Genomic DNA, 17,357 nt, shown 5'->3' with positions numbered 1-17,357 from the left:
AGGGGCAATGCTCTGCGACGACCGGTCGGTGCGAAAAGAACATCCCGATTATGCCTAAAACGGGGTATTTCCTTTCCGCGTCCGATGACGAGTGCGGAGTGCCGCGGCGGACCCCGTGATGCCTGCGGTTTATCGATCCCGCAACCGCAATTCGTCCGTCTGCATCTGCAGCGAACCGAGCGTCGACAGGAAGCTCATGCCGAGCAGGCTCTGGCCCAGTTGGCCGTTCTGGGCGACGAGGGCAGGGATGTTGCGGCGCACGATCGGGCCGATGCCGATTTCCGCCAGGGTGACGGGGGCTGCTGCCGTGCGGCCATTTGCGGTCATAACAGGTACGGTATAGCGCAGGCTGTCGGTGTCGATGCCGATTTCGGCGGCGTCGGCATTGGCCAGCACCACGGAGCTAGCGCCGGTATCAACGAGCATGTGGATGGTCTTGCCATCAACGCTCACATTCGCCTCGAAATGGCCACTCATCGATTTATGTAGCACGATTTCCTGTTCGCCGCCGGCGGTCGTCACCACTACGGCGCGGCCCGGCATCAGGCCACCCAGCAGCCGATCACCGAAGGATTGCAGGTCGTAGCGATAGAGATAGAGCGAGACGAGGCCGAGGATGATGACGAGCCAGACGGCGAGCTGGCGAATGACGGTGCCGAAGCCACCCCGTCTTCCGGCCAGGATGCCGACCGACAGGAGGCCGGCAATGGGCACGAGATAGAGGGCCTGTGCGAATTGATCATTATCGAGGCCGAATGTGCGGCCACCATCGTGATTGATGAGAAGCAGGCCGAGGCCCACGGCGAGGAGAAGGAGAACGATGGTCAGCCTGTTCATGCGGTATGCGTCTCCTTGGCGGTCTCGCTCAAATTTTCCAGTCTTTGCGGCATCGCCTGCATGATCGCGCGGCGCTTCTCGTCGCTATAACCTGCCCAGCCGCCGATTTCATCCAGCGTGCGGCCGCAGCCGATACAGAGGCTGTTGGTCGCATCGAGGCGGCAGATATGGATGCAGGGTGTTTCCATGACGATCTATATCAGACCGTTACGTCGCAAGGGCAAGGGCGACGAGAGTAACGATCTCCGTGATCTGCTGGCAGGCGCCGATGGTATCGCCGGTATGGCCGCCAATCTTCCTGTCGCACAGCCGGCCGAACAGCATGGTGGCCAGAATGGCTGCCGCCAGCACAAGTGCAATCGACAGAAGAGGCAAAGCGTGCAGCGTGAAGAGAATGAAGACGAGCAACCCGATCGCCAGTGCGATATTGCGCTCGGTTTCGCCGGGCTGGCCGGCGCCGGCGGCAATGCCGGAGGTTTTGGCGGCGGGCATAGCCTGCCAGTGCCACACCATCAGGGAACGGCTCAGGACAAGTGCGGCGATCAGGCCGGCGGCGGCAGTTTTTGCGGGAAGTGTCTCGATCAGCGATGCGAGTGCGGTGGCGCGCAGGGCAAAGGACAGCACCATGGCGATGGTGCCATAGCTGCCGATGCGGCTGTCCTTCATGATCTCAAGCGTGCGTGCCTTGTCCTTGCCTGCGCCAAAACCATCGGCCATATCGGCTAACCCGTCTTCATGCAGTGCTCCTGTCAGAAGCGCCGTGAGGGCGATGGCGAGCCAGCCGGTGAGCTGCGGCGAGGCATCGAAAGTAGCGAAAGTCACCACCAGAAAAGCCGCGGGCAGGGCGATCAGCAGGCCGGCGGCGGGAAAGGTGCGGGCGGTGCGGCGCATCGACACGCCATCGGCATTTTCGAAAAACCGCGAAGGAACCGGCAGGCGGCTGAGAAAGGCAACGGAATGCATGACATCTGTTATAAAATCCCGGGCCTTCATGCTCTCTCCGTTGCTGCACTTGCATTTCCGGTTGTTCCGCGGCGCATCCGCGATTATGAGAGGCGCAACAAAGACCGATTTGCCGGAAAACACAAGTTCCGGACGCATGAGCCGATGCGACAGCCAACCCGGCTACGAAAGAGACCGACACCATGAGCATGAGCGGATTGCCCTTCGACGATTTTCGCGCGCTGTTGCGTGAGCTTCCCGGCCCGGAGACGCACGCGCTGGTGGCGGCCAAGGAGCGCAATGCGCAGCTGACCAAGCCCGCCGGTTCGCTCGGCCGCCTTGAGGAAATCGCCATGTGGCTGGCGGCATGGTCCGGCCGTTCGCCCGCCGTCACCCGTCCGCTGGTGGCGATTTTTGCCGGCAATCATGGTGTCACCCGTCATGGTGTTACGCCCTATCCGACTTCCGTGACCCAGCAGATGGTGGAGAATTTTGCAGCCGGCGGTGCTGCCATCAACCAGATATGCGTCGCCAATGATCTTGGCCTGAAGATATTCGACCTGGCGCTTGATTATCCGACCGGGGACATAACCTGCGAGCCGGCGCTTTCGGAGCGCGACTGTGCGGCGACCATGGCCTTCGGCATGGAAGCGATTGCCGGTGGCACCGATCTTCTCTGTGTCGGTGAAATGGGCATTGGAAACACCACGATTGCGGCGGCGATCAATCTGGCGCTCTATGGCGGCACGGCGGAAGAATGGACCGGCCCCGGCACCGGTTCGGAAGGCGAGGTCATGGCCCGCAAGATCGCGGCGGTGAAGGCCGCTGTCGAGTTCCACAAGGACCACCTGTCCGATCCGCTGGAAATCATGCGCCGTCTCGGCGGACGCGAGATCGCGGCAATTGCCGGCGCTATCCTCGCGGCGCGCGTGCAGCGTATTCCCGTGCTGATAGATGGTTATGTGGCAACCGCCGCTGCCGCCCTGCTGAAGGCCGCCAATTCTTCGGCGCTTGATCATTGCCTGATCGGCCATGTCTCGGGTGAGCCCGGCCATCTCGCCGCCGTCGAAAAGCTTGGCAAGACGCCGCTTCTGGCGCTTGGCATGCGGCTGGGCGAAGGCACCGGTGCGGCACTGGCCGCCGGCATCGTCAAGGCTGCCGCCGCCTGCCATTCCGGCATGGCGACTTTCGAAGCGGCGGGTGTGGACACCCGCATCAGCCCCCGCACCGATCATTGAGGCCGAAGATGGACGCGACGCCGCAAAAGAAGCAACCCGAACCGGCATTCCGCAAGGAAAAAGGCTGGCGGCATCTTTTCGCCGCTGCCCGCTATTCCGTGCAGGGGCTGGGCCGGCTGTGGCAGGAAGCGGCGTTCCGGCATGAGGTTCTGGCCTTCGGCGTCGGGCTTGGCCTGCTTCTCATCGTCGCTGCGCCCTTTGCGCATCTTCTCGTCTTCACTGTGCTGATGTTGCTGCTGTTTGCGGTCGAGGCGCTCAATACCGCGATTGAGGAGCTGGTGGACCGCATTTCGCCGGAAATTTCCTCGGTCGGGCGACATGCCAAGGACCTCGGCTCCTTCGCCGTTTTCTGCCTGTTGATGGCGAACGGATTCTTCGTGCTTTATTCGCTGGTAACGACGTTGTTCTTCTGAGGCCTTGAGCCCTTATGCGAAGGACCGGCGGCGCGGCTGGATCGCGTGGGTTTCCTCCACGGCCGGCAGGCTCTGCAACACGCGTTTTGCCGGCAGGATGGCGATGCCTTCGGTGCCTTCGCGCAGCTTCGATTTCAGGATGAACTGGCCGTCATGTTTGGCGAGAATGGCCTGAACGATGGGCAGGCCAAGTCCGGTTCCCTGTTCGGCGCTCTTGATGGCAATCGATCCCTGACCGAATGCCGACAGCACCACGGGGATTTCGTCTTCGGGAATGCCGGGGCCGTTATCCTTGATCGACACATATTGCCCGCCGCCCGCCGTCCAGCCGGCTTTCACAAGGATTTCACCGCCCTGCGGCGTGAATTTCACGGCATTTGAGAGAAGGTTGAGAATGACCTGGCGGATCGATTTTTCGTCAGCCCAGACCTGCGGCAGACTGCTTTCGAACTGCTGCGAAATTCTGATCGTCTTGGCGCGTGCGCGCAGCTGGATCATGCCGATGCAATCCTCGGCGATTTCGAGCATCGAGATGGATTCCTCATTGAGATCATAGCGACCGGCCTCGATGCGCGACAGGTCGAGGATTTCGTTGATGAGATCGAGCAGGTGCTGGCCGGAGCGATGGATATCGCCGGAATATTCCTTGTAGAGCGGATTGTTGAGCGGGCCGAGCACTTCTGACGCCATGACCTCGGAGAAGCCGAGAATGGCGTTGAGCGGGGTGCGCAGTTCATGCGACATGGAAGCGAGAAAACGTGATTTGGCCAGATTGGCCTCTTCGGCGCGGCGTCGCGCTTCATCCGAAACCGAGTTGGCGACTTCGAGCTCGGCGATCAGGTCGTCCTTTTCCGTCTGGGAGGACAGGAGCTTGACACTGGTCTGGTAGAGCCGGCTGGTGATGCGATGACAGAAGAGGATCGCCATGCCGAACATCAATGCAAGGCCGACATCGAATGGATCACGAGAGATGGCCGAGGTGACGCACAGCGCCGCCATAACCGGCAGGAAGGTCATGAAAGTCGCCCGGCGCAGCATGAAATTGGCCATGGCGGTCAGCGAAAGCGCGATCAGCAGCGTTGCGCCCTTGAAGAAGAGGACAAGCGTCGGGTCGTTGCGCGCCGGTTCGGCCAGTGCGAACATGGCCCATGCACAGCCGATGAGGATCTGCATGCCGAGGAACAGACTTTTCCAGTGCTGGAGATTTTCTGGCGTGATCTGCTGTTTCGCCGCTCTCTTGGCCAGCACCAGAGCCATGGCGTGGAAGCTGAGCGCAATCAGCGACCAGATGATCAGCCCGATGTCGCGGGTGATATAAAGACCGATGACGGAGGCGAGCACGATGAAAAGCGGCATGAACATCGCGCCCTGAAGGGTCTCGGCGATGTGCATTGTCAGCATTTCGCGTTCATAGGCTTCGGTTCCGCCAGCACCCTGCTGCAGGCGTTCACGCGTCGTCTTCACCGTGTCGAAAACCGCCTTGTTGCGGTGTTTTTTCGAGCGGTCGACGATGATCTTGTCGGTGGACGTGCTGACGCTTTTACTCATTGTTACAACGCAGGTGACATGAACCCTTGCAGGCTACGCTCAAAATCTTAAGAAGATGCTGCCGTGAAAGGATTTGTTTGCCATTTCTGACAAGGGTTTGTTGTTACATGGGACGAAACGGAGGCAGGCGCAGGGGTTTTTCGGCGTTCCGCGACGGCGGGCTGTTTCTTGCCGCGGTTTTTCTCGGCATCCTCATCGCCGCCAAGCTCGACCAGATCAACAGCGAGACGTATAGCGGTCGTTTCTTCGTGATCGACGGCGATACGCTTTCAAAGGGTGAAGAGCGGTTTCGTCTGCTGGGTATCGATGCGCCCGAACTGTTGCAGACATGCCGGCGCGGCGCCGAGACCTGGCCCTGCGGGGAGGAGGCGCGCCGTGTGCTGCAACGGCTGGTCGTGGCGCAGAATTTTTCCTGTTCCGGCAGTTCGAGGGACCGTTACGGCCGGCTGCTCGTTTATTGTGCCGCCGGCGGCAGGGATGTTTCGGCGGAAATGGTGTCGGCGGGTTTTGCCGTCGCCTCCGGTTACTTCCAGTTTTCAGGTGAACAGGCCGCAGCGCGCCGGGATGCGCGGGGCATCTGGGCGGGCGAATTCGAAAAACCTTCGCAATGGCGGCGGGAGCACCGGGCAGCGGATATCGAGACACCGGCGGCGGGATTCCTGACCGTCATCCGCCATCTTCTGGGATGGTCGCATGGCTGAGATGGATCAATCCATGCCGGGGTTCGATGACGGGCTGGATGCGTTGCGCGGCGAGATTACCCGCTGTCGCCTCTGTCGTGACGCGCCTGTCAGGGGCATGGCCGATCGCCTGCCGCATGAACCGCGGCCGGTGGTCGTCATGTCGAAGAAGGCCCGCATCCTGATTGCCGGGCAGGCGCCGGGCCTGCGTGTGCACGAGACGGGACTGCCATTTAACGATGCTTCCGGCGACAGGCTTCGGCAATGGCTGAATGTCGACCGCGAGACTTTTTATGATCCCGACCGCTTCACCATTGTGCCCATGGGTTTCTGTTTCCCGGGTTACGACGAAAAGGGCAGCGACCTGCCGCCGCGGCGCGAATGTGCGCCTGTATGGCGTGAGCGGGTGATGGAAGCGATGCCGCAGGTGGATCTGATCCTTGCTGTTGGCCAATATGCGCAGGCTTTTCATCTGGGCGAAAAGCGACGCAAAACCATGACCGAAACCGTGCAGAACTGGCGCGGCCACCTGCACGTCAATTCCGGCCCTGGCATTTTACCGCTGCCGCACCCCAGCTGGCGCAATACCGGCTGGCTGAAAAAGAACCCATGGTTCACGCAGGAGCTGCTTCCGGTTCTGCGGCAACATGTGGAAATGCGGCTTTAGTGAAACAATTTTCTGTTTTTCTGCAAAAATTAGTGTATTGAAAGGAAATTAATTCAGGAGGATAGACGCATTGGATCGCCTTGACCGTAAGATTTTGCGCATTCTGCAAGAGGATTCCACGCTGGCCGTCGCTGATCTGGCGAAAAAGGTCGGACTTTCCACGACGCCCTGTTGGCGGCGTATCCAGAAGATGGAAGAGGACGGTGTCATCCGCCGGCGCGTGGCGCTGCTTGATCCGGTCAAGGTCAACACCAAGGTCACGGTTTTCGTTTCCATCCGCACCGCCTCCCATTCCATCGAATGGCTGAAGCGTTTCTCCGAGGTGGTTTCCGAATTTCCGGAGGTCGTCGAATTTTACCGCATGAGCGGCGATGTCGATTATCTCCTGCGCGTCGTCGTGCCTGACATTGCTGCCTATGACGCTTTCTACAAGCGGATGATCGCCAAGATCGAAATTCGCGACGTGTCGTCTGCTTTTGCGATGGAGCAGATCAAATATACGACGGAACTGCCGCTCGATTACATGCTGCTGGATAATCCGAAATCCGGCGAAGAGTGATACGCCGCTCATCCGGTTTTTGAGCAATGCCCTTTCCGGTTGCCGGGGAGGGCATTTTTATTTGCGGGTTGTTGCGACGGAAAGTCGAATCTCTTCAACTGGCTGGGCGATCTTGATGAGATATTGATTCAGCACGGCAGAGTTCGTCGCATTGGGCCGAGCGGACGCCACTTGTTTCTTCTCCCCGCGGGGGAGAAGTCCGCGGCAGCGGGATGAGGGGGGCAAGCTCTCCGAAATCCGGCAACGTTGCCCCCTCATCCGACCCTTCGGGCCATCTTCTCCCCCTCGGGGAGAAGAAATATGCCGCAATGTCGGGGCCTCAGCCCTTGAGCTTGGCAATCACCAGATGGCCCGGTGTCGGGTTGCCGTCCTGCATGCGGACGTTGATATCGGTGACTTCGAGGATATCGAAACCGGTCGCAGCCAGTCTTTCGCGAACGTAATTTTCCGCATGGGCGAAACGGTGATGCGGGCCGACCATATAGGGACGTCCGGCCAAGGTCTTTTCGTCCAGGGTTTCCGAGGAGAAGATCAGCAGGCCGCCGGCATTGAGGTTTTCGGCGGCGCCGAAAAACATCGGTTCCAGCGCGCCGAGATAGGGCAGCACGTCGGTTGCGGTGATGATATCGAAGGGTTCGTCGTCATTATCCTCAAGGAAATCTTCGACTTCGGCGACGTAAAGCGTCTCGTAGAGGTCCTTCTCATGGGCGATTTCGACCATGTTTTCGGAAATGTCGATGCCGGTAATGTCCTCGGCCATGTCGCGCAGCGCCTCGCCCGTGAGGCCGGTGCCGCAGCCGAGATCGAGCAGGCGCTTGAAAGGGCCGAGGTTCAGCGTCTGCAGCCGCTGGCGGACCATCATCGGTACGGCATAACCCAGCTGTTCGACAAGAATATCCTCGAAGGCTTCGGCGTGCTGATCGAACAGGGTTTCGACGTAGGCGTCTGGCGCTTTCGGTGGCGTTTCGCCCCGGCCCATGGCGGCGATACGCACGGCGGCGCCACCGTGATCTTCCGGATCGATCGCCAGAACTTCCTGATAGGCTTTTACCGCCGCTTCCACATCGCCGGCTTTTTCAAGCGTCAGTGCGCGGTTATAGGCCTCGGCAAGCGCCTCTTCGTCGATTTTCTGGTTCTTCGTCATCGTGCGGTATCCATAACGTCTTCGGTTGACGCTTGCTGTAAGCCGCAACGGTGGTTGGCGCAACGTTTATGTGGGGACAGTTCTCAGTGGATGATGAACTCCCCTTTCAGCGCGCGCCATTCCTGCGCCGAGATCACCTGCCGGTGCACGTAGCGGACGGAATGTAGCGGTCCGTCGAGCTTTTCCTGCCAGAATTTGAGGAAGCCGTGCATTTCGGGAAAATCCGGGGCGAGATCATAGTCCTGCCAGACATAGGTCTGCAGAACCAGCGGATGGTCCGGCATGCGGTAGAATATCTGGGCGGTGGTGAGGCCGTAGCCTCTCAGCATCATTTCCATGTCCTTGTTCATGACGGCGGTTCCCGTTTCCATGATTGCCGATCACAGCGTTGCCGCTGTATCTGACATGGGAACACGACAGGGTTAATCCAACCTTGCCAAAGCCATGGACTGTCACAAAATAGTTATATTTTTCAAAATGTTGGCAGCCTCAGTTGATGAGTGCTGCCAAGCTTTGGCTTAACGCTTGAGGTGGCGTGTCAGGCGGGCTTCCAGCCAGGCCCAGACGTGCCTCAGCGTCTCGACGATCGTCAGGTAGAAAATCGCGGCCCAGAGATAGGCCTGGTAATCGAAGGTGCGGGAAAAGGCGTAGCGGGTCTGTCCCATCAGGTCGAAGACCGTGACGATGGAGACGACTGCCGAACCCTTGATCATCAGGATGATCTCGTTTCCGTAAGGACGCAGCGCGACGATGAGTGCCTGCGGCAGGATGACCTTGCGGAAGGTGATGAATTTCGAAATGCCGAGCGAGGCGGCGCCCTCATGCTGGCCGAGCGGCACGCTGCGGATTGCACCGCGCAGGATTTCGGCCTGATAGGCGGCGGTGTTGAGGGTCAGCGACAGGAGGCCGCAATACCAGGCTTCACGGAAGAACCACCACAGACCAACGGCTTCCAGTTGCGGGCGGAAGCTGCCGAGGCCGTAATAGATCAGGAAAAGCTGGGCCAGAAGCGGCGTGCTGCGGAAGACATAGACATAGGCATAGGCCAGCGCGCCGAGGACGCGGTTTTTCGACATACGCGCAAAGGCGATCGGCACCGACAAGATTGCGCCGAGAATGATCGAACTGCCGACCAGCGTGATGGTGGTGATGAGGCCATCAATATAACGCGGCCCGTAACGTTCGAATTTCGCCCAGTCCCACCCTTCGATCATGGCGAAGATCAAGCCGGCGGCGAGCAGCAGCCAGAGCATGATGACGGCGATGCCGACGATGCGCGATATGTTGAGCGGCTTGTCGGCTATGGCTGGCGCCGGGCGCGGCGGAATGAGTTCATTGATATGGCTCATCGGCGTGCCTCCGACTTGCGAGACCAGCGATCGATGAAGCCGATCCCGATGGAGGAGAGAAGTGCGAGGATGAGGTAAAGCAGGCAGGCGATGCCGTAGAAGAAGAATGCTTCCTTGCTGACCCGGGCGGCGATGCCGGTCTGACGGATGATATCGGCAAGTCCGATGATCGAAACGTAGGACGTGTCTTTGAGCAGGATGACCCAGAGATTGGTCATGCCGGGCAGGGCGATCCTGACCAGTTGCGGAATGATGATGAGCACCATGGTGCGGCCGCGCGACAGGCCAAGCGCATGGCCCGCCTCATATTGGCCCTTGGGAATGGCCTTGAAGGCGGAGAGCAGAACTTCGGAAGCATAGGATGAAAACACCACCGATAGCGCGACCATGCCGGCCACGAAGGCATTGATCTCGACCGGGCCGGTGATGCCGACATAACCCGCTGCTGATTGCAGCAGCATCTGAATGCCGTAATAGACGATGAAGAGCGTCAGCAGTTCCGGCAGGCCGCGGAAGATGGTTGTGTAGATGCCGGTTGCCAGCCGCAGCGACTTTTCTTCCGATTGCGCCGCAAGCGCGATGAGGAAGCCGATCAGCAGGCCGACAGGCAATGTCGCAAGCGCCAGCGAGATCGTGACCTTGACGCCGAAGGCGATTTCATCGCCCCAGCCTGCATCACCACACGCAACAAGGGTGCCGTTTCCGAAAAGCGAGAAGAGACCGACCGGACCGCAAAAGGGGTCGAGAAGTGTCGAGACATAGGTCCAGAACGCACCTATGGCGGAAAATGCTCCGCTCATGCCAGTTTTCCCCCGCGGTCTTAAGCCGCCGTGATTGTTATGGTGACGTTTTCAAACAAAAATGGCGGAAGGGCAAGCCTTCCGCCACCAGATTTCAACAGATCGAGCAGGCTTACTCGCCGTAAACGTCGAAATCGAAGTATTTTTTATTGATCTCCTGGTATTTGCCGCTGGCGCGGATACCGGCGATGGCAGCCGTGAATTTATCGGCGAGCGCTGTGTCACCCTTGCGGACCGCAACGCCTGCGCCATTGCCGTTGATCTCGACATCGACCTTGAGCGGCGTCAGGATCTTGCAGCAGGCGCCGGCATCCGTCTTCAGCCATTCCGAAAGCACGACGATATCGTCGATCACGGCGTCGATACGGCCATTGGCGATATCGAGCTTATATTCGTCGGCGGTCGGATACATCTTCACGTCGGCATCCGGAAAATGCTTTTCAGCATAGTTGGAGTGGGTGGTGGAACCCTGGGCGCCGAGCGACTTGCCCTTCAGGTCGTCGAGAGACTTGATCGGCGAATCCTTCGGCACGGCGATGGCCGGCGGCGTGTTGTAATATTTCTTGGAGAAATCGACCTTCTCGAGACGCTCGGGCGTGATCGACATGGAAGCAATGATGGCATCGAACTTCTTGGCCTGAAGGGCGGGAATGATGCCGTCCCAGTCATTGGTGACGAAGGTGCATTCGGCTTTCATTTGTTCGCACATCGCCTTGGCGATGTCGATGTCGAAGCCGGTCAGCGTGCCGTCGGCTTCAAGATTGTTGAAGGGCGGGTAGGCGCCTTCGGTGCCGATGACGATCTTGTCCTGCGCAAGGGCGGCACCTGAAAACAGCGAGATAGCGGCAATCGATACGGCTGCGAGCAGACGGGTGGAAATAGGCATTTCGATCCTCTCTTTTGGTCGTTCATCCGCAGTCTGTTGTTGTTTTCAGTGCGGACGCCATAAGCGCAAGGCGCGACGGAATGTTTTTTTGTTTTCCGTGGCCTTCAGCGCCGGGGCAATTATTCATCCGGTTGGTCAAAAAATGCAACTGCAATATTAGTCATCTCGATTGCGCCGCAGAGCTTTCACGAAAACGCCTTGATCTGTTCATTTCCGGTACACAAGGCTTTGTCCATCATGGGAACCGAAGCGTGTGCAAGGCGTTGACCAGCGCCTGCATGCGCAGCCGGTTCAAGATGTCGCGATACAAGCGACCAATAATGGCAGATGAGGACGCACCGATGCTGAAGAAGAACAGATTGCTGACGGGGGTGGTTTTCCCCCTCATGTCGCTGGCGATTGCGGTGGAGCCGGCTGCTGCCGGTTTTGCCGGAGCCGCGCGGGCGCAGACCCAGATGCCCAAGTTGCAGAGCCCGCTGATTCTGGCGCAGGCGCAGCCAGAAGGCCAGGTGGCCGAGGAACAGAACCCGGAGGAGCTTCTGCGCAAACAGCGCCAGCAGGCCGAAGAAGCGCAGCCGCAGGCAGAGCCGCCGAAGCAGGAGCAGGCCCCCGAGCCGCCACGTGAACGCCCGCCCGAGCCGAAGCCGGAAGCCGCACCTGCCGAACCGCGTCCCGAGCCGCAACGTGAAGCGCAGCCGGAACCCAAGCGTGAAGCACCGCCGGAACCTCAGCGTGAGCCGCAGCAGCAGCGCGAAGCCCGCCCTGAACCGGCGCCTGCCGAACAGCCGCAGGAACGTCCACGCAAACCCGAGCGGGCACAGGAGCCTCAAGGGGAAGGCGAGCAGCGGCCCGCACGCCAGCGTCCGGAGGCCGCCCCCGAAGCCGCGCCTGAGGCGGCACCCGCTGAACAGCAGCCGAAGGAGCGCCCGCGCAAGGAACGTGCAAAAGAGCCTGCCGCCGAGCAGCCGGCCGCACGTCCTGACAATGCCGAGCAGCCCGCCAAACCGCGTGAGAAAAAGCCGCAGGTAGAAGAAAAGGCTCCGGAACAGAAATCCGAACCGGCCGAAAAGGCTGTTCCGGAGAAAAAGCCCGACGCTCCGGAACCGGCCGCGAAAGAAGCGCCTGTTCCGACGGAAGCGCCGACACCTGCACGTCCGCCGGCGCCAGAAGCACAGCCCAACCCCGCACCCGGCCAGCAGCCTTCCGAGAGGCCGCCAGTCGAAGGTCAGGGCAAGACAGAGCCTGCAGCGCCGCTGCCGGGCACGCCGACGCCCCCGCCGCCAAGCGGCGCCACGACCGGACAGGCACCTGCCGGCGAGCCCGTTCCCAACCAGGTTGCCGTTCCGCAGACGGAAGCACCACCTATGACGAAGGAGGAACTGGACAAGGCCAAGGCGGTTGCCAAGGACCCGTCCAAGACCGCCGATACCGTCATCCTGCCGGTCGACAAGGGTGCGGCCGTTCTCGACAGCGACAAGGAAGTGGAGCGCTCCGGTAATAATCAGGCCCGCGAGCAACGTCGCCGGGAGCGTGAACAGGCCGGTGACGTGAAGGTTCCGACCTCCGACGCCGAGGCGCAGCGCGCCGGTGCCGCCGAAGGCAAGACCCCGCCGCCGCCCGTGAAAATGGAGGCGATCACCTCCCAGCAGGGCGAGCGCATCGACCGTCGTCCGCAATATGAGCGGCCGGAAGGCGTGCGCGAATGGCAGCCACGTGAGGGCCGCCCGCGTGACCGGGATCGTGATCGCGATGCGCCGATCATCCTGCAATTCGGCGATCGTGTCGTCGTGCGTGGCGATGACAATCAGCGCTTCATTCGTGATGGCGGCGAGCCCTATTACGAGCGTCTGCCGGGCGGTCGCGTCCGCGAAACCGTGGAGCGCCGTGACGGCACGCAGGTGGTGACGATCCGCAATCGTTATGGCGACGTGATCCAGCGCTCGCGCATCGATGATCGCGGCCGGGAATATGTGCTGTTCTATGCGCCCGAGCTGATGGACGATCCAGACCGCGATTATGTCTATCGCGATCCGGGCCTCGACCTGCCGCCAATGCGCCTGCGTATCCCCGTTCGTGACTATATCATCGACACGTCGAGCGATCCGGACCGCGATTATTACCGCTTCCTCGAGCAGCCGCCGGTCGAGCCCGTGGAGCGTGTCTATTCGCTGGATGAAGTGCGCTATTCGGCCCGTATCCGTGACAAGGTGCGCCGTATCGACCTCGATACGATCACCTTTGCCACCGGCAGCGCCGAAATTCCGATGGCGCAGGCTCGCTCACTGCGCAAGGTGGCGGACGCGATCAACAAGGCGCTGGAAAAGAACCCGGCGGAAACCTTCCTGATCGAAGGTCATACCGATGCCGTGGGTTCGGATGAAAGCAACCTCGTTCTTTCCGACGAGCGCGCCGCATCCGTCGCCAATGTGCTGACCGATGTCTATGGCATTCCGCCGGAAAACCTTGCGACGCAGGGTTATGGCGAGCGTTACCTGAAGGTCCAGACACTCGGTCCGGAACAGCAGAACCGCCGCGTCACCATCCGCCGCGTCACGCCGTTGGTGAAGCCGGTCGCGCAGAACTGATTGGGTTCTGGCAGGAAAACAAAGGCCCGGAGAGCGCAAGCTTTCCGGGCTTTTTGGTGATTACTATGTCCCTAGCGCCGAGGCGTTTGACGAAGTTGGATCATCCGCAATCCGTCACCCCGGACCAGATCCGGGGTCCAGCGTGATCAAGTCCTTGATCACGAAAAACTCGTTCACGGCGCAGACGCGCCGTGGCTGGATGCCGGATCTAGTCCGGCATGACGGATGAGAGGTTTTCGAACCCTACCATCGCCCACAAACTTGAGGATGATCCCAACCTCGGCGGTTAGTCCAGCGCCACGGCGATCTCCGCCGCCAGCCGCGCATTGTTGCGCACCAGCGCAATATTGGTCTCCAAACTGCGGCCATCCGTCAGCCGGAAGATATCGCCGAGCAGATAGGGCGTGACCGCCTTGCCGGTGACTTCGTCGCGCTCGGCATGGGAGATGGCGCGGTTGATGTAGATTTCCATTTCTTCGCGGGGGATTTCGTCTTCTTCCGGGACGGGGTTGGCGATCAGCATGCCGCCATCGATGCCGAGCTGTTCGCGGGTTACCTGGAAATTGGCGATTGCCGCCGGGCTGTTCAGCGAAAGTGGGCTCGCCAGGCCGGAGGAGCGCGACCAGAAGGCCGGGAATTCTTCCGAGCCGAAGGTGACGACGGGCACGCCGTTGGTTTCGAGAACCTCGAGCGTCTTCGGAATATCGAGGATCGCCTTGGCGCCGGCGCAGACGACGATGACGCCGGTCTTGGCCAGTTCGGTCAGATCGGCGGAGATATCGAAGGTCTCTTCCGCTCCCTTGTGTACACCGCCGATGCCGCCGGTGGCGAAAACGCGAATGCCGGCGCGGGCGGCGGCGATCATGGTGGCGGCAACCGTGGTGGCACCGGTGCGGCGCTCGGCGATTGCGAAGGCGATATCGGCGCGCGAGACCTTCATGGCGTCAGTGGTCTGGGCGAGCGCCTCCAGCTGGTCCTTTTCGAGGCCGATATGCAGGGTGCCGTGAATGACGGCGATGGTCGCCGGAACGGCGCCCTGGTCCCGAATGATCTGTTCGACGCTTTCGGCCATCTCGATATTGCCGGGATAGGGCATGCCATGGGTGATGATGGTCGATTCAAGTGCGACGATCGGCGCACCGCGCTGCTTGGCGGCGGCGACTTCCTGTGAATAAACGATGGGCAGGAGCGGGGAGATTGGGCGGGTCATTTATTCTGTTCCAGTTCTTGAAAGCGGGTTCATGCCAGTATCTCAGCTGCGGGAACAAGTCCCAACATGGCATCGACACTGTCTTTTGATAAATCCTGCGAGGTGGCGAAGGGCGATTGTACGGTGATGGCCGCAGCCGCCGCACCCTGTCTCAGCGCTTCCGCGATGGTCTTTCCCTCGGCGATCGCGGCGAGATAACCGGAGGCCATGGCGTCGCCGGCGCCGGTCACGTCCTTCACCTCGCGAATAAGGGGCGGGTTGAGCGTTACGGTTTGCGTCCTATCGAAAGCCACGACCTCGCTTGCGCCGCGGGTGACGACGCCGCCGGCAAGCCCGGCCTTGCGCAGAATGCCGGGCCAGTCGCGAACATTTTCCGCCGTCTCTCCGGTGAGCGCGCGTGCTTCTGCCTCGTTCATGAAGAGGATGTCGATATCGGCAAGCGCGCCCTTCAGTTTCACCGCCTTGGCGGGGGAAATGGCGATGGCGGCGAGCGGCTTTTCGCAGGCGCGGGCGACGAGGCCGAGCGCCGTCAGCGTGTCATCTGGCAGATTGGCATCGCAGAGCAGAAAGTCGCTTGCCGTGATCGCCTCGCGCACGGCACGCACTTTCAGGCGGCGCGGGGTAAAGAGCCTGTAGAGGTCCATATCGGCAAGCGCGATGACCAGATTGCCGTCACGCTCCAGAATGGCAGTGTAGCTCGGCGTACGACGGTCAAGGAAAATGAAGGGCGTATCTTCGACGCCGGCATATTTTGCGGCCTCCGCCACCGCTTCGCCCGTCACGTCGCCGCCGCGTGGCGCGATGATGCGGACGGCAAAACCGAGCCGGGCAAGATTGCGCGCCGCGTTGAAACCGCCGCCGCCTGCCTCCTCCATCCAGGAGCCGGGATTGCTGGCGCCGGGCGCCGTCTCAGTCTCGATCATGCCGCGCCTGTCGATATGCGCGCCGCCCAGAACGAGTATTTTCTTCACGCTTGCGTTTCCCTCTTTGGCGGATGGAAAGGCCGGACGATTCGGCCGAACCTCCTGTCCGTTTCCCTGTCACTTCCCGTTTGCGGCGATAGGCCGGAGCCGAAAAACAAAGATAGAACAAACCACTTATCGTTATTTGTTTTCAATATGCTGGCCGTGCCTTGCGAAATGAGAACAAATGGAGTACATACCATTTCCATACTGCTTCATTGCCTGTGCGGCTTCAATAACCTAAAGGTGGTTCAGATGGCACAAAATTCTTTGCGTCTCGTAGAGGATAAATCCGTGGATAAAAGCAAGGCACTGGAAGCGGCGCTCTCCCAGATCGAACGTTCGTTCGGCAAGGGATCGATCATGAAGCTCGGTTCCAATGAAAATGTGGTTGAAGTGGAAACCGTTTCAACGGGTTCGCTCAGCCTGGATATCGCGCTCGGCATCGGCGGTCTGCCGAAGGGGCGCATCGTTGAAATTTATGGTCCGGAAAGCTCGGGTAAAACGACGCTGGCGCTGCAGACCATTGCGGAAGCCCAGAAGAAGGGCGGCATCTGCGCTTTCGTGGACGCCGAACATGCGCTTGATCCGGTCTATGCCCGCAAACTGGGTGTGGATCTGCAGAGCCTGCTGATTTCGCAGCCGGATACCGGCGAGCAGGCGCTGGAAATCACCGATACGCTGGTTCGTTCCGGCGCGGTCGATGTTCTGGTCGTCGATTCGGTTGCGGCGCTGACGCCGCGGGCGGAAATCGAAGGCGAGATGGGCGACAGCCTGCCGGGTCTTCAGGCACGTCTGATGAGCCAGGCGCTGCGCAAGCTGACCGCTTCGATCTCCAAGTCGAAGTGTATGGTGATCTTTATCAACCAGATCCGCATGAAGATCGGCGTCATGTTCGGTTCGCCGGAAACGACGACGGGCGGTAACGCGCTGAAGTTCTACGCCTCCGTGCGCCTCGACATTCGCCGTATCGGTGCCGTCAAGGAACGCGAAGAGGTGGTCGGCAACCAGACGCGCGTCAAGGTCGTCAAGAACAAGATGGCACCGCCCTTCAAGCAGGTGGAATTCGACATCATGTATGGCGAAGGCGTTTCCAAGACCGGCGAGCTTGTCGATCTCGGCGTGAAGGCCGGTATCGTCGAGAAATCCGGTGCATGGTTCTCCTATAACAGCCAGCGTCTGGGGCAGGGGCGTGAAAACGCCAAGACCTTCCTGCGCGACAATCCGGAGACGGCCAATGAGATCGAACTGGCGCTGCGTCAGAATGCCGGTCTGATCGCTGACCGCTTCCTGCAGAATGGCGGTCCGGATGCCGGCGATAGCGACGGTGACGGCGACGAGGGCTGACACCTCAAAAGCGGCCGGGCATGGATTGTCGGGCCGCTTTACCTAAATGAGCTGATCGAAACGAAATGGGCTGTGCGATTTTCCCTCGCCTGGCCCTTTTTGTTTGTCGATGCGCCTTGGTTTACCTGCATGGCTGGACAGGGCAGGATACGGACGATAAAAGCCATTGATTTTGCAATATAGCCATCAT

At 60.3% G+C, this 17,357-nt stretch carries 18 protein-coding genes; 7 read left to right on the top strand and 11 right to left on the bottom strand.

The annotated features are described in order from the left end of the window. Nucleotides 1-129: 129 nt before the first annotated feature. Genes PL640_RS22170 through PL640_RS22160 form a run of 3 tightly spaced genes read right to left on the bottom strand, consistent with a single transcriptional unit; the run spans nucleotide 130 to nucleotide 1,830 of the window. Nucleotides 130-837 carry a TIGR02281 family clan AA aspartic protease gene (locus PL640_RS22170; protein ID WP_271363553.1) on the bottom strand — a complete coding sequence of 236 codons (708 nt, stop codon included), beginning with the start codon at nucleotides 835-837 and terminating at the stop codon, nucleotides 130-132. Further along, the gene (locus tag PL640_RS22165) at nucleotides 834-1,025 is read right to left on the bottom strand and encodes a DUF1289 domain-containing protein (protein WP_271363552.1); all 192 of its coding nucleotides are present in this window, start codon (nucleotides 1,023-1,025) and stop codon (nucleotides 834-836) included. The genes PL640_RS22170 and PL640_RS22165 overlap by 4 nt, the downstream gene beginning before the upstream one ends. A 19-nt stretch (nucleotides 1,026-1,044) precedes the next feature. Further along, complete coding sequence (locus PL640_RS22160) at nucleotides 1,045-1,830, bottom strand: adenosylcobinamide-GDP ribazoletransferase (RefSeq protein WP_309578159.1); 786 nt, start codon at nucleotides 1,828-1,830, stop codon at nucleotides 1,045-1,047. A 152-nt stretch (nucleotides 1,831-1,982) separates the two neighbouring features. On the opposite strand from PL640_RS22160, the gene cobT reads away from it, so the two are divergent. Both cobT and PL640_RS22150 read left to right on the top strand, forming a co-directional pair. Continuing rightward, nucleotides 1,983-3,017, top strand: a complete 1,035-nt coding sequence (cobT, locus tag PL640_RS22155; RefSeq protein ID WP_142840148.1) for a nicotinate-nucleotide--dimethylbenzimidazole phosphoribosyltransferase — start codon at nucleotides 1,983-1,985, stop codon at nucleotides 3,015-3,017. Nucleotides 3,018-3,025: 8 nt separating this feature from the next. Next, nucleotides 3,026-3,430 (top strand): diacylglycerol kinase, encoded by a 405-nt coding sequence (locus PL640_RS22150; RefSeq protein ID WP_142840147.1) that lies wholly within the window; start codon nucleotides 3,026-3,028, stop codon nucleotides 3,428-3,430. 12 nt (nucleotides 3,431-3,442) lie between these two features. Here the strand turns inward: PL640_RS22150 and pdhS2 are convergent, their stop codons facing one another. Next, complete coding sequence (gene pdhS2 / locus PL640_RS22145; protein ID WP_269699821.1) at nucleotides 3,443-4,978, bottom strand: two-component system sensor histidine kinase PdhS2; 1,536 nt, start codon at nucleotides 4,976-4,978, stop codon at nucleotides 3,443-3,445. Between the two features lie 107 nt (nucleotides 4,979-5,085). Here pdhS2 and PL640_RS22140 point away from each other — a divergent pair, with 107 nt between their 5' ends. The 3 genes from PL640_RS22140 to PL640_RS22130 all read left to right on the top strand — a co-directional run bounded on the left by PL640_RS22140 (nucleotide 5,086) and on the right by PL640_RS22130 (nucleotide 6,884). Next, a complete protein-coding gene (locus PL640_RS22140; protein ID WP_269699820.1) occupies nucleotides 5,086-5,679 on the top strand; it encodes a thermonuclease family protein in 594 nt (197 codons plus the stop codon). Next, complete coding sequence (locus PL640_RS22135; protein WP_271363550.1) at nucleotides 5,672-6,325, top strand: uracil-DNA glycosylase family protein; 654 nt, start codon at nucleotides 5,672-5,674, stop codon at nucleotides 6,323-6,325. Before PL640_RS22140 ends, PL640_RS22135 begins: the two co-directional genes overlap by 8 nt. Nucleotides 6,326-6,395: 70 nt before the next feature. Beyond that, nucleotides 6,396-6,884, top strand: coding sequence for an Lrp/AsnC family transcriptional regulator (locus PL640_RS22130; RefSeq protein WP_003507846.1), 489 nt, complete (start codon nucleotides 6,396-6,398; stop codon nucleotides 6,882-6,884). A gap of 319 nt (nucleotides 6,885-7,203) precedes the next feature. Here PL640_RS22130 and PL640_RS22125 read toward each other — a convergent pair whose 3' ends face one another. The 5 genes from PL640_RS22125 to PL640_RS22105 form a co-directional block, all read right to left on the bottom strand. Beyond that, nucleotides 7,204-8,028, bottom strand: a complete 825-nt coding sequence (locus PL640_RS22125; RefSeq protein ID WP_271363549.1) for a class I SAM-dependent DNA methyltransferase — start codon at nucleotides 8,026-8,028, stop codon at nucleotides 7,204-7,206. Nucleotides 8,029-8,111: 83 nt separating this feature from the next. Further along, complete coding sequence (locus PL640_RS22120) at nucleotides 8,112-8,378, bottom strand: usg protein (protein ID WP_142840668.1); 267 nt, start codon at nucleotides 8,376-8,378, stop codon at nucleotides 8,112-8,114. A gap of 168 nt (nucleotides 8,379-8,546) precedes the next feature. After that, the gene (locus tag PL640_RS22115; protein WP_142840143.1) at nucleotides 8,547-9,377 is read right to left on the bottom strand and encodes an ABC transporter permease; all 831 of its coding nucleotides are present in this window, start codon (nucleotides 9,375-9,377) and stop codon (nucleotides 8,547-8,549) included. Then, complete coding sequence (locus PL640_RS22110; protein ID WP_142840142.1) at nucleotides 9,374-10,177, bottom strand: ABC transporter permease; 804 nt, start codon at nucleotides 10,175-10,177, stop codon at nucleotides 9,374-9,376. The genes PL640_RS22115 and PL640_RS22110 overlap by 4 nt, the downstream gene beginning before the upstream one ends. Nucleotides 10,178-10,289: 112 nt before the next feature. Beyond that, nucleotides 10,290-11,063 (bottom strand): ABC transporter substrate-binding protein, encoded by a 774-nt coding sequence (locus PL640_RS22105; protein WP_142840141.1) that lies wholly within the window; start codon nucleotides 11,061-11,063, stop codon nucleotides 10,290-10,292. A 320-nt stretch (nucleotides 11,064-11,383) separates the two neighbouring features. On the opposite strand from PL640_RS22105, the gene PL640_RS22100 reads away from it, so the two are divergent. Further along, the gene (locus PL640_RS22100) at nucleotides 11,384-13,648 is read left to right on the top strand and encodes an OmpA family protein (protein ID WP_271363548.1); all 2,265 of its coding nucleotides are present in this window, start codon (nucleotides 11,384-11,386) and stop codon (nucleotides 13,646-13,648) included. Between the two features lie 286 nt (nucleotides 13,649-13,934). Here the strand turns inward: PL640_RS22100 and PL640_RS22095 are convergent, their stop codons facing one another. Both PL640_RS22095 and PL640_RS22090 read right to left on the bottom strand, forming a co-directional pair. Continuing rightward, the gene (locus PL640_RS22095) at nucleotides 13,935-14,858 is read right to left on the bottom strand and encodes a pseudouridine-5'-phosphate glycosidase (RefSeq protein WP_142840139.1); all 924 of its coding nucleotides are present in this window, start codon (nucleotides 14,856-14,858) and stop codon (nucleotides 13,935-13,937) included. A gap of 29 nt (nucleotides 14,859-14,887) precedes the next feature. Then, the gene (locus PL640_RS22090) at nucleotides 14,888-15,829 is read right to left on the bottom strand and encodes a carbohydrate kinase family protein (protein ID WP_271363547.1); all 942 of its coding nucleotides are present in this window, start codon (nucleotides 15,827-15,829) and stop codon (nucleotides 14,888-14,890) included. A gap of 246 nt (nucleotides 15,830-16,075) precedes the next feature. Here PL640_RS22090 and recA point away from each other — a divergent pair, with 246 nt between their 5' ends. Continuing rightward, nucleotides 16,076-17,167 (top strand): recombinase RecA, encoded by a 1,092-nt coding sequence (gene recA / locus PL640_RS22085; protein ID WP_046798211.1) that lies wholly within the window; start codon nucleotides 16,076-16,078, stop codon nucleotides 17,165-17,167. Nucleotides 17,168-17,357: the final 190 nt, after the last annotated feature.

It is taken from the genome of Agrobacterium sp. ST15.16.024, from assembly GCF_027956545.1.
In the GTDB taxonomy this organism is placed as follows: domain Bacteria; phylum Pseudomonadota; class Alphaproteobacteria; order Rhizobiales; family Rhizobiaceae; genus Agrobacterium; species Agrobacterium cucumeris.
Note: the sequence above shows the minus strand (reverse complement) of the source record. Positions and strands in the feature narration are given on the sequence as shown.

Bases quoted from the DNA above. Each gene is read 5' to 3' on its own strand.
- PL640_RS22150 (WP_142840147.1), top strand. From the start codon at position 3,026: ATGGACGCGACGCCGCAAAAGAAGCAACCCGAACCGGCATTCCGCAAG.
- PL640_RS22115 (WP_142840143.1), bottom strand. From the start codon at position 9,377: ATGAGCCATATCAATGAACTCATTCCGCCGCGCCCGGCGCCAGCCATA.
- PL640_RS22120 (WP_142840668.1), bottom strand. From the start codon at position 8,378: ATGAACAAGGACATGGAAATGATGCTGAGAGGCTACGGCCTCACCACC.
- cobT (WP_142840148.1), top strand. From the start codon at position 1,983: ATGAGCATGAGCGGATTGCCCTTCGACGATTTTCGCGCGCTGTTGCGT.
- PL640_RS22105 (WP_142840141.1), bottom strand. From the start codon at position 11,063: ATGCCTATTTCCACCCGTCTGCTCGCAGCCGTATCGATTGCCGCTATC.
- recA (WP_046798211.1), top strand. From the start codon at position 16,076: ATGGCACAAAATTCTTTGCGTCTCGTAGAGGATAAATCCGTGGATAAA.
- PL640_RS22100 (WP_271363548.1), top strand. From the start codon at position 11,384: ATGGCAGATGAGGACGCACCGATGCTGAAGAAGAACAGATTGCTGACG.
- PL640_RS22140 (WP_269699820.1), top strand. From the start codon at position 5,086: ATGGGACGAAACGGAGGCAGGCGCAGGGGTTTTTCGGCGTTCCGCGAC.
- PL640_RS22135 (WP_271363550.1), top strand. From the start codon at position 5,672: ATGGCTGAGATGGATCAATCCATGCCGGGGTTCGATGACGGGCTGGAT.
- PL640_RS22095 (WP_142840139.1), bottom strand. From the start codon at position 14,858: ATGACCCGCCCAATCTCCCCGCTCCTGCCCATCGTTTATTCACAGGAA.
- PL640_RS22160 (WP_309578159.1), bottom strand. From the start codon at position 1,830: ATGAAGGCCCGGGATTTTATAACAGATGTCATGCATTCCGTTGCCTTT.
- PL640_RS22165 (WP_271363552.1), bottom strand. From the start codon at position 1,025: ATGGAAACACCCTGCATCCATATCTGCCGCCTCGATGCGACCAACAGC.
- PL640_RS22170 (WP_271363553.1), bottom strand. From the start codon at position 837: ATGAACAGGCTGACCATCGTTCTCCTTCTCCTCGCCGTGGGCCTCGGC.
- PL640_RS22110 (WP_142840142.1), bottom strand. From the start codon at position 10,177: ATGAGCGGAGCATTTTCCGCCATAGGTGCGTTCTGGACCTATGTCTCG.
- PL640_RS22125 (WP_271363549.1), bottom strand. From the start codon at position 8,028: ATGACGAAGAACCAGAAAATCGACGAAGAGGCGCTTGCCGAGGCCTAT.
- pdhS2 (WP_269699821.1), bottom strand. From the start codon at position 4,978: ATGAGTAAAAGCGTCAGCACGTCCACCGACAAGATCATCGTCGACCGC.